Source organism: Ureibacillus sp. MALMAid1270 (assembly GCF_049202975.1).
Taxonomy (GTDB): Bacteria; Bacillota; Bacilli; order Bacillales_A; family Planococcaceae; genus Ureibacillus.
In genome coordinates this window covers 1-10,342 of the sequence record NZ_JBMIRP010000034.1, presented here as the reverse complement: position 1 = coordinate 10,342, position 10,342 = coordinate 1, and the positions used below count along the sequence as shown (strand labels likewise).

Here is a 10,342-nt window from a genome sequence, read left to right as displayed (position 1 = left end):
GGCTCTTTCTTGACAACTTTTCGGGATATCCCACGATTCTGTCTAAATACCGGCTTTATCTTGACAACTTTTCGGGATTTCCCTCAATTTTGTCTAAATACCGGCTCTTTCTTGACAACTTTTCGGGATTTCCCTCAATTTTGTCTAAATACCGGCTCTTTCTTGACAACTTTTCGGGATATCCCACGATTCTGTCTAAATACCGGCTTTATCTTGACAACTTTTCGGGATTTCCCTCAATTTTGTCTAAATACCGGCTTTATCTTGACAACTTTTCGGGATTTCCCTCAATTTTGTCTAAATACTGGCTCTTTCTTGACAACTTTTCTGGATTTCCCTCGATTCTGTCTAAATACCGGCTCTTTCTTGACAACTTTTCGGGATTTCCCTCGATTCTGTCTAAATACCGGCTTTATCTTGACAACTTTTCGGGATTTCCCACGATTCTGTCTAAATACCGGCTTTATCTTGACAACTTTTCGGGATATCCCTCAATTTTGTCTAAATACCGGCTCTATCTTGACAACTTTTTGGGATATCCCACGATTCTGTCTAAATCCGGCTTTATTTTGACAACTTTTCTGGATTTCCCACAATTCTGTCTAAATAACGACTCTACTTGAGAATAAAAGCTCCCGAGTTACTTTCCTCTATTACACCCCAAGCAACTTAAGCCCCTTGTGGATCTCAGTAACTACTTCTTCATCAGTTTCTTTCTTTAGCGCACCAATAAGAGCTTCCTCAGCAAGCGGACCTCCGATTTTCCCAATAGCCCATGCTGCTGTGCCTCTCATTACAGGACGCTCATCTTTTTTCATTATATCAATTAAATCTGGAATCGCGGATTGTTCCTTAAAATGTGCTAGAGCAATGATCGCATTTCGTTGAATTGGTTTCTTCCCTCTCCACGAACCTGAAACGTACCCGAACTTCGATTTAAATTCTTTATTCGACATGTTCAATAAAGGCTGTAATAAAGGCTTCGCAATTTCCGGATCTGGTTTGAATTCTTCATGAATCCAGTTAATTTTTCCTTTATTTTTTGGACAAACCGTTTGGCAAGTGTCACAGCCATATATACGATTTCCGATTTTAGCACGATATTCATCTGGCAAGAAATCCTTTGTTTGCGTTAGAAATGCAACACAGCTCTTTGCATTTAGCTGACCCGGTTCAACAAGCGCACCTGTTGGACAAACATCTAAACATAATCTGCAGTCTCCGCATTCATTTTCAATCGGAGTATCTGGAGTAAAAGGAATATTCGTAATCATTTCACCTAAGTATACATAGGATCCAAATTCAGGTGTAATGATGGAACAGTTCTTACCACTCCAACCTATGCCCGCCCGTTCAGCAACAGCACGATCCACAAGTTCTCCAGTATCGACCATCGACTTAAATTTAACATCAGGTACCCGCGCAACTAACCATTCTTCTAACAATTTCAATCGCTCACGAAGAGCAACATGATAATCTACGCCCCAGGAAGCACGTGCAAAGATTCCACGTCTCTCTCCTTTTTTTCCTGTAGGAGCATCTTCCATTTTTGATGGATATGCAAGGGCGATTGCTATAATACTTTCAGCTTCATCAAGTAATTTCACAGGTTCTGTACGTTTTTCAATGTCAGATTCTTCGAAACCCGATTGGTAACCTAATTCTTGTTGACGCTTCAAGCGATTTTTTAATTCATTGAACGGCGATGCGGTTGTAAACCCGATCTTATCGACACCAATTGATTTTGCATAATCAATTAAATCTTTTTGTAATTGCTCGATGCTCACTTTCGCATTCCGCTCCTTTCTTTGGTAAAATATTGGTATCTATTAAAATTCGTTGAGTAGGTGACTCAAATTGAACATTTCGATTAATCCATCTTTATTTCAAACAAACGATCAATTAAAAATAGGCATTATCCATTATACCAAAATTGTTGTCTCAGAATCTCCTCAAATGATAAAAGGCCGAACTCATTTATACCAAGAGAACCTATTCTTGGAATTGCAAGAAACACCTGTTACCGAACGACCTGGTATAGCGGAATGGAGAAAGGTTTGGAAATCATTTGGAGCGGATCCAAATCGATATCGTCACTCTGCTGAAAGCCTAATGCGCCGAATCTCAAAAGAAAACTACTTAGAACCATTTCATTTAGGTGTAGATTTAAATAATTTCTTTTCATTACAATTTGAAATTCCAATAGGTATTTACGATCTTTCCAAAATCCAAGGGGATGTTGTCATAACTGTTGGAGATGAAGAAACCGGTTATGAAGGGCTAAATGGTCGTTTTAATACATTAAAAAATATATTATGTAGCATCGATGAAGATGGAGCATTTGGTAGTCCATTTGTTGATTCCAAAAGAACTGCTGTAACGGAAGAAACAACAAATGCATTACAAATTTTCTATTTAAGACCGTCATTAACAGAAGATGAATGCCATGAGTTACTTCAATCTGCTGGCAAGATGTTTTGCCAAGTAAGTGGTGGAGACTACAAAACATTCATACTTTCATCCAATGAACCTACAATCTCACTATAAGGAGCGGATATACATGAAAAAAATTCCTCTTGCAGAAGCGGTAAAATTAAAAAGTGTCTTAACGAAAAAGATTTCTGAATTAACGAATGAAATTCACTCCGTTAGTAAAGCGATTGTAGAAAAGGGACAGACCCCAAAAGTTTCTGGTCGTTCACTTTCAGAGGTCGAAAAAGAACTTGCTCAAGTTCGAAAAGACTCAAGAACTTTAGATCGATTAATTTATCGTGCTAACATTGATCATATGATTCAATTTAAAGGCGAAGAGTTACCAATTGTAGAAGCAATTGAGCTAGCTAGTCAGCTACGTGCAGAAGCTTCACTTTGTAAAGAAATGAGTAAGTCTGAAAAAGAAAGACTTTATCATAGCACAGGGGACAATGTCATCTTCTATCAAGTTACTTTATATGAACCAGAAGAGTATCGCGTTAAAGCAAATGAGTTGGAAAAGGAAGCTCATCGTTTATCGAATCTTATTAACGCGAAAAATTATCAAGTTGAACTTGAGTTTGATGATTCAAACTACTTCTAAGTTAATAGAATCCAAAACTCAATGGTGGAAGTGATACACGAACAAAGCCGCTTTCCCCAACACGACTTCCTCGGGGCGGTGAGAGACCAAACCGAGGCATAACATACTGTCAAAATGCCTGTCGTGCATGCCTAATTTTAAAATATGGTAAACCGATGACCGTTAACCTGTTACTTTTTTTACCGATAACTCATAACCAACCGTAGTAAAAGTAAAAAACAAACACTAATAGTTTTCTGTCCTGACAGTCGTTATGTAAGGAGCACTTCACTTGTGGAGTGCTCCTTTTTCTATCAAGGAAATTAATTGGTAAAATTCTACATCAATGATGGATTATTCTAATTTGTAGCCCTTAGGTTGAAGTAAAATATAATACAGTTATAATGGAAATATTATTCAATCATAAGGAGTGCTGTCTATGAAATTTCCACCACATTTATTATTAATACTTGCAACATTACTTTGGGGCGGAAATTTTGTATTTGGCCGGGCAGTTACCGGGGAAATCCCTCCGTTTACCTTAGCATTTTTAAGATGGTGTCTCGCATTCCTCATCTTTTTCCCAATTGCCTATAAATATACAAAACGAGATTGGTCAAAAATAAGAGCCCATTGGCCGATTGTGATCGTACTTGCTCTTACAGGAGTTGCAAGTTTTAATACGTTAGTTTATATTGGTGTTTACTTTACAACATCGATCAATGGTTCATTAATGAATTCTTTAACACCAATCTTTTTATACATACTATCATTTGTCTTCTTAAAAATTAAAGTGAGTCGAAATCAAATCTTCGGAACGGCAATTTCTTTAATTGGTGTTGTGATCATCCTCACGAAAGGTTCCATTGAGAATCTAATCAATTTTACATTTAATCTTGGAGATTTAATCGTCATTGTTGCGGTCTTCTGTTGGAGTATCTATTCTCTCCTTGTGAAACAATATGCAGATCGACTTCCTGGCTTTTCAACCTTCTTAGTTTCTATAGGACTTGGCGCAATCATGTTGATGCCGTTTTCAATGTACGAACTTGCGAATTTAGAAAGTCCTATAAATTGGTCAGCGAAAACAATAGGTGCTATCTTATTTCTTGGAATCTTCGCTTCTATTGTTGCATTCTTATGTTGGAACAAAGGTGTTGTGGAAATCGGAGCTAACCGAGCAGGTATTTTCTTAAACCTTATTCCAGTATTCGTAACAATTTTTGCGACTATTTTCATAGGTGAACAATTACACTTTGCACAAATTCTCGGTGGTCTTGCAGTTATTGGCGGAGTTATTTTAACGAATCGATAACTCGCATTCCACTGCTAAAAATGAAATGCCCCTTACGAATTCATCATTCTGTAAGGGGCATTGCTTTTATTAATATTTTAAACTGTTTACTCGCCAGCCTTCATTATCTACAAAATGAAGTTCGGCTTCCATTAATTCAACGACTCCTGTAAACCCTAGCGGAATTGTTAATTTATATTTCTTTACATTACCAGAATCAAATATTAGATCAATTTTCGCTTTTTCGAAGTATAACATACTTCCACCATCAGCATTCGGTTGCGCAAGTTTTCCTTTATGTGTTATAAAACCTAAGTCCTTATAGAGTTTATCAACATGTTGAGAAGTATAGTATTGCCCTAAGTATGTTCTTAATTTTTCTTCTGTGTTGAGTGATTCCAACATATAGCGATATTCCTTACCATCTTTCTTGAAAGTTTCAATCTCACCTTTACCCTCTCCACCCATTACTGCATACAAATATGCTTTTTTGGCCTCTGAAAGTAAATTTAGTGCTTCTGCATTCGATAAGTTATATTGTTGAACGTCTACCAAACTTTGAACACGCCAGCCTTGCCCTTCAACAAAACGCAATTCCGCAACCATTGTTTGAACCTCTTTTGTATCACCAAGTTGAACTTGTAATTCATATTTTTTCACTGTAGTAGAATTTGAAATAAGTTTCACAGTAGCTTTATCAAAGTTTAATAAACTACCACCATCTGCATTCGGTTGAGCTAGTTTACCATTGTTAGTTATTAAGCCAAGATCTTTAAATAATTTCTCTACTTGTTCTGGTGTATACGTTTGACCTAAATATGCTTTTAATTTTTGCTCAGTGTTTAAAGATTCGGCCATATAGCGATATTCGACCCCATTTTTAGTAAAAGTTTCATTACTACGTGGCCCTTCACCACCACTTACTGCGTTCCAATATGCTTTTTTTGAATTTGAAATTAAGCTTTTAGCCTTATCATTTGTAAATGAAATAGAATCATCTGCTTTTAGATGTGGTGTTTTGCTGACTGATACGATACTGTAGTCCATATAATCCTCTTTTTCAATTAAGAAATAAAGAACATTTTTTCCTTCTTGTAAAAGTCCTGCTTTTTCAGCTTTCAAATCGACATTTAGTTCAATTGCAAATTCAGTCATTCCATTTAAACGACCAATTTCTTTTAAACTAGAAACTTCAAGTTTATTAATTTGGTTAGCAATGCTTACAAACCCATAATCATTTTTTAGTGTGAATAAAGATAGGATCTCTTTTGGATTTTTTATTAGTAAATCAAATAATTTGATGACAGGGTTCATATTTTGCGGAATATTATATTGTGTTGGTAAGAAATCAGAATTTAGGGCTCTTGCAAGGAAAACGGCAAAGTCTGCTCTAGAAACCTTTTTATTTGGTTCAAACTTATTGTTTTTACCTAGTACAGCAATATCGTTTTCAATTAAGATTGAAATTTCATCATAACTGTCTGACTTCTTAGAGACATCACTTAACTCAAGTGTTCCAGTGCCTTTTAGTTTAAAAGCTTTAACTAAAATTTCTGCCATTTCTGCTTTGGAAAAAGTATCATTTGGTTTGAATTTCGATTCTTTCGGGAAAATTCCAGCTTCAACTACTGCAACATATTCGTCATAAAAATCATGTTTTTTCTTAACATCTTTAAATTCAGTTTTTGAATTTTTACTTGATTTTAAATCTAATGCCTTTACTAACATAATGGCAACTTGTGATTTTGTAATTGGTTTATCAGTCATGAACTTACCGTTTGGATAACCAGAAGTAATTTTTTCATCGTACAAATATTTAATTTCGTCATCAGCCCAAAAGCCGTCTTTTACATCTTTAAATTTAGATGAAGCTGATACCCCAATCCCACTTACTAAAAGTGTCCCAGTTAAAGTCGTAGCAAATAAAAATTTAGTTCCCTTTTTCATAGGTGATTCCTCCAATTTAAGGTTAAAATATCAAACCATACCATTTGTCGCTCGATCGTGTAAATAAGTTTCATGGAGTTTTACTTTTTTTAAAATAAATTTTTAGAATCATTTCGAAACGTAAAAAAGGAACTATGCCACTCATTTGACATAGTTCCTCCTAAACGTTCCCCTTCGATTTTGACTCCTATACTTGCAAGAATCGTTGGATATAAATCTAAGGAAGTAAACGTTCTATAGTTTGTACTTCAATAATTTCTACACCTTTTCTTTCACATAATTGTCTTAGAATTTGTCCAATGTCTTTTTTATTTTCCCATAAATAATCTGTCTTCTATATTTTGGTGCGAATACTATGTGATACTTACAATTCCATGTTGTATGTGCTAAACTGTTCTTGTCAGAAGACATAATAGATCCCTCCTGTATGCATAAATTTGGTTGGAGAACCAAAATTTATTTTAGCACCAGTTGGGATCTTTTTTAATACCTCGCTGTAAGCTATACGGAACCCCCTGCCTAGCAGGGGGTTTTCTTTCTACAATAAAAAACTACCCTCAACAAGAGAGTAGGTATACATGCTCAATTAATGAATTTGCTTTTCAAATAACTCAGAGCGGTCATTAAACTTAGAAATTCTATATAAAATAATGAAATTAATAACAAGTAATACTGCAGAAATAATTTGGATTAACTCTAAACCTAATAGGAATACACCACTAATTTGCCCGATGATTAACGCTACTATTGGAAGAACAATCACACCTGCAATATTTTGTGCCTCTTGATAAGTTTTCACTTTCGATGAAATTAATATATTCACAAGAACTACCAGCAAAATAATCATTGGCGAAAGACAACAAATAAGAACAATCCAGTTTGTTGAAGGAAAAATTAGCTCATTGAAAATCGGAAAACCTAAAGCATTAATAACCACACCACAAATTGCAAAACTAATAATAGATACAAATAATGGCGGGATGATCGAAGCGATAATTTTACTTAAATATAAATTTTTAATTGAAATAGGAGAAAGTAACAAACTTTCTAACGTTCTTCTTTCCTTTTCACCAACAAAACTATTCGCAGCAACCGTCATTGCAGTAATAATCGGTACAAGTAAAAAGAATGTAGGTAGTAGGTAGTTAATAAATATATAGACAATCTGTTGCTCAACTGAATAAGTGGCAACTATCGGATCCATCACACCAACAAATTTTTCGAGCATCATATTTAAGTCATTACCTGTCACTTGCTCTATATCAAAAATGAGTGCACTTCCAACAACGAGAAGGGGAAACACAACTGAAAAAATTATTGGAATAATAATCAATGTCGTTAATAATGTTTTACTTCTCGTAATATCAATAATATCTTTTCGAATAATAGATTTACTTATCATATTGCTTCCCCCTTACTTCAAAGTAAATGGACTCTAAATCCGTATTAAGGTGCGTAACAGAAAATACTTGATCTGTCTTTAATATTTCATTTAGTAATTTTGAAATTTCATGTTTTGACTTTAACTCAAAAATAAGTTTGTTATTTTCTGTAACAGAGTACTTATATCCTAAATAGTCAGTTGTTGTTGGTTTTAAAGTCGTTTCCACTTGGACCATAAGAGTATCAATATACTTCTCAGCAAGTGTTTCCAACGAACCTTGTTCAACTATTGTACCTTCATCAATAAATGCGAAAGAATGACAAACATTCTCCAATTGATGCAGGACGTGCGAACAAATAATCATCGTTGTTCCTGTTTCCTCATTGTATTTTTTCAAATAGGAAAGCACTAATTTAATCCCATCCGGATCGAGCCCATTTGTTGGTTCATCCAAAAACAGTATTTCTGGTTTATGAAGTAATGCTTTTGCTAAAGCTAATCTTTTTTTCATTCCCGTACTGTATTTACCAACTTGTTTATCTTTATGTTCAATTAAGTCAAATAGCATTAATAATTCAACGATTCTATTTTTATTTGTAACTCCGTAAAGGTCAGCGAAAAATCGTAAGTTTTCTTCCCCACTCAGTTGATGATAAAGACCCGCACTTTCTGTTACGATCCCTGATATTTTTCGAATGGCATCTCCATCTTTCAATGGATCAAGACCGTTAATTTCGATAGTTCCTTTGTCTTGTTTAATAACCCCATTAAGAGTACGAATAAATGTTGTTTTCCCTGCCCCGTTAGGACCGATTAACCCGATAATCTCACCTTTTTTTACTTGAAAATTAACATCTTTTAAAACTGACTGTTGTTCAAAGGATTTCGATAATCCGTTAACATTTATAAATGTCGCTACCATACCTCTTCACTCGTTTCTATACTTATTAGGCACTACCCTATATTGACTAATTCATTTGTTTTGGATTAGGAACTGCTATATCTCGATTAGAACAATTCTGTTCTACGAGTATTATAACAAAGCTGTTATACGCTGTATAGAACAATTTCCTTTTTTTATATTATATTGGCGTATATGAGGAATGGGAGGCTGCTGTCTATTATTTCTTGCGTTTTGTCTATTATCCTGGCAAGAATGTCTATTATCTTGCCAATTCTGTCTATTATCCCCTCAAGCCACACACAATGACCAAAAGAAAGCGCCTACCCAACTCCTCGGATAGACGCTTGCTTCACTTGTTGATAGCAGTTCCTCACTATTGTATATATTTGCCTACAAATCCCCATACCGTATTCCAATATAATTCTGGATTTACTTTTTCAGAATCCGCGTGGCCAGCCTCAGCAATGATTAATTTTTCTTTCTCTACATTGGCTGCTTCGTATACTTTGTCTAACATTTCGAATGGCACGAATGTATCTGCATCGCCATGGATAAACAACATTGGCGTTTTACTCTTTGCAACTTGTTTAACTGCTGAAGCTTCGTATAGATCATACCCAGCACGGAAATTGGCTACTGTACTCGCAGCATTGATAATTGGAAATTCAGGTAAACCAAACAAATCATCTAATTGATAAGTGAAAACTTCACTAACAGAAGAGTAGCCACAGTCTTCTACAATTACTTTTACATTAGAAGGCAGTTCTTCCCCTGAAGCCATCATGACAGTAGCTCCGCCCATCGATACACCGAATAGTACGATTTCAGCATTGGCATCAAGCTTGATGACTTCATCAATCCATTGTAGTAGATCTAATCGGTCATGCCATCCCATCCCGATATAGTCTCCCTCGCTATCTCCATGCCCTCGTAAATCAGGAGCTAGCACATTATAGCCTTGCTCATAAAAGTTTCGAACGTAACGAGTCATATTAGCAGCTTTACTTGTATAACCATGAACCACGATTGCCCATTTTTGTCCGTCCGCATCATCATTTTCATACAGATCAGCTTCAAGGTTTAACTTTAACTTATCATTTGAAACGATCGACATAGATGTTGATGGATGTTGTTCCTTAAAGTTTGCATCCGCTAACTCAGCTGCTTCTGCAACATCCGCATTAACCGCAATACTCTCTTCTAAATGCGGATTATCATCCATAAACTCCTTTTCATCCTTTGCATCTAATGCATATTCATAGAAATAATTCCCTACCGCAAAATATACAATTACGACTATTGCTATAAGAAAAGAAGCTACAAGTATAATAATTTTATTTCTCTTTTTCATTTAAATAGATCCCCAGCCTTTCCTAATAGAAAAACCTAACTCTATGCCTTTACTATTAGTTTTAATGTTTAAATAAAGAAAAAATTTACATAGTATTTACTATTTTTACAATAATCATTGTACACTATGCCTTTTACCGAATCATTATTATATTTCCATACCTTTCGTCACTAGATTAGTAGTTGATATTATTAATAATAAAATTTGTATAACAGAATCTGTTAAATTATACTAATTTTTAGAGATACTAAAAGAGTTAACATTTCATAATAGAGTCTCGGAATAAATAACAATTTTTCTGGGTGAAATGAACCAAAATTACTGGAAATTGGATTGGAATGGCCTGCACACTCATTATTTTCATTGTATTTTCAAAAATGTCCATGACAAAGAAACCTATTGCCATT

8 protein-coding genes and 1 pseudogene are annotated in these 10,342 nt (G+C 35.0%); 3 read left to right on the top strand and 6 right to left on the bottom strand.

The features are described 5' to 3' along the window. Nucleotides 1-653 precede the first annotated feature (653 nt). Nucleotides 654-1,787: a tRNA epoxyqueuosine(34) reductase QueG gene (gene queG, locus ACOQFO_RS04025; protein ID WP_421688421.1), complete on the bottom strand. Its 1,134-nt coding sequence runs from the start codon at nucleotides 1,785-1,787 to the stop codon at nucleotides 654-656. A 70-nt stretch (nucleotides 1,788-1,857) separates the two neighbouring features. On the opposite strand from queG, the gene ACOQFO_RS04020 reads away from it, so the two are divergent. The 3 genes from ACOQFO_RS04020 (at nucleotide 1,858) to ACOQFO_RS04010 (ending at nucleotide 4,370) form a co-directional block, all read left to right on the top strand. Beyond that, nucleotides 1,858-2,547: a B3/4 domain-containing protein gene (locus tag ACOQFO_RS04020; protein ID WP_421688420.1), complete on the top strand. Its 690-nt coding sequence runs from the start codon at nucleotides 1,858-1,860 to the stop codon at nucleotides 2,545-2,547. 13 nt (nucleotides 2,548-2,560) lie between these two features. After that, the gene (locus ACOQFO_RS04015) at nucleotides 2,561-3,076 is read left to right on the top strand and encodes a hypothetical protein (protein WP_421688419.1); all 516 of its coding nucleotides are present in this window, start codon (nucleotides 2,561-2,563) and stop codon (nucleotides 3,074-3,076) included. 418 nt (nucleotides 3,077-3,494) lie between these two features. Next, nucleotides 3,495-4,370, top strand: a complete 876-nt coding sequence (locus ACOQFO_RS04010) for a DMT family transporter (RefSeq protein ID WP_421688418.1) — start codon at nucleotides 3,495-3,497, stop codon at nucleotides 4,368-4,370. Between the two features lie 69 nt (nucleotides 4,371-4,439). On the opposite strand, the gene ACOQFO_RS04005 is transcribed toward ACOQFO_RS04010, so the two are convergent. From ACOQFO_RS04005 to ACOQFO_RS03985, 5 genes and pseudogenes are all read right to left on the bottom strand, one after another. After that, nucleotides 4,440-6,296, bottom strand: a complete 1,857-nt coding sequence (locus tag ACOQFO_RS04005; RefSeq protein ID WP_421688417.1) for a DL-endopeptidase inhibitor IseA family protein — start codon at nucleotides 6,294-6,296, stop codon at nucleotides 4,440-4,442. Between the two features lie 247 nt (nucleotides 6,297-6,543). Beyond that, nucleotides 6,544-6,707: pseudogene (gene tnpA / locus ACOQFO_RS04000) on the bottom strand (IS200/IS605 family transposase); the annotation flags it as partial. Nucleotides 6,708-6,882: 175 nt separating this feature from the next. After that, nucleotides 6,883-7,698, bottom strand: a complete 816-nt coding sequence (locus ACOQFO_RS03995; RefSeq protein WP_421688416.1) for an ABC transporter permease subunit — start codon at nucleotides 7,696-7,698, stop codon at nucleotides 6,883-6,885. After that, a complete protein-coding gene (locus tag ACOQFO_RS03990) occupies nucleotides 7,688-8,602 on the bottom strand; it encodes an ABC transporter ATP-binding protein (RefSeq protein WP_421688415.1) in 915 nt (304 codons plus the stop codon). Before ACOQFO_RS03990 ends, ACOQFO_RS03995 begins: the two co-directional genes overlap by 11 nt. A gap of 355 nt (nucleotides 8,603-8,957) precedes the next feature. Further along, nucleotides 8,958-9,935: an alpha/beta hydrolase gene (locus tag ACOQFO_RS03985; protein WP_421688414.1), complete on the bottom strand. Its 978-nt coding sequence runs from the start codon at nucleotides 9,933-9,935 to the stop codon at nucleotides 8,958-8,960. Between the last annotated feature and the right edge of the window lie 407 nt (nucleotides 9,936-10,342).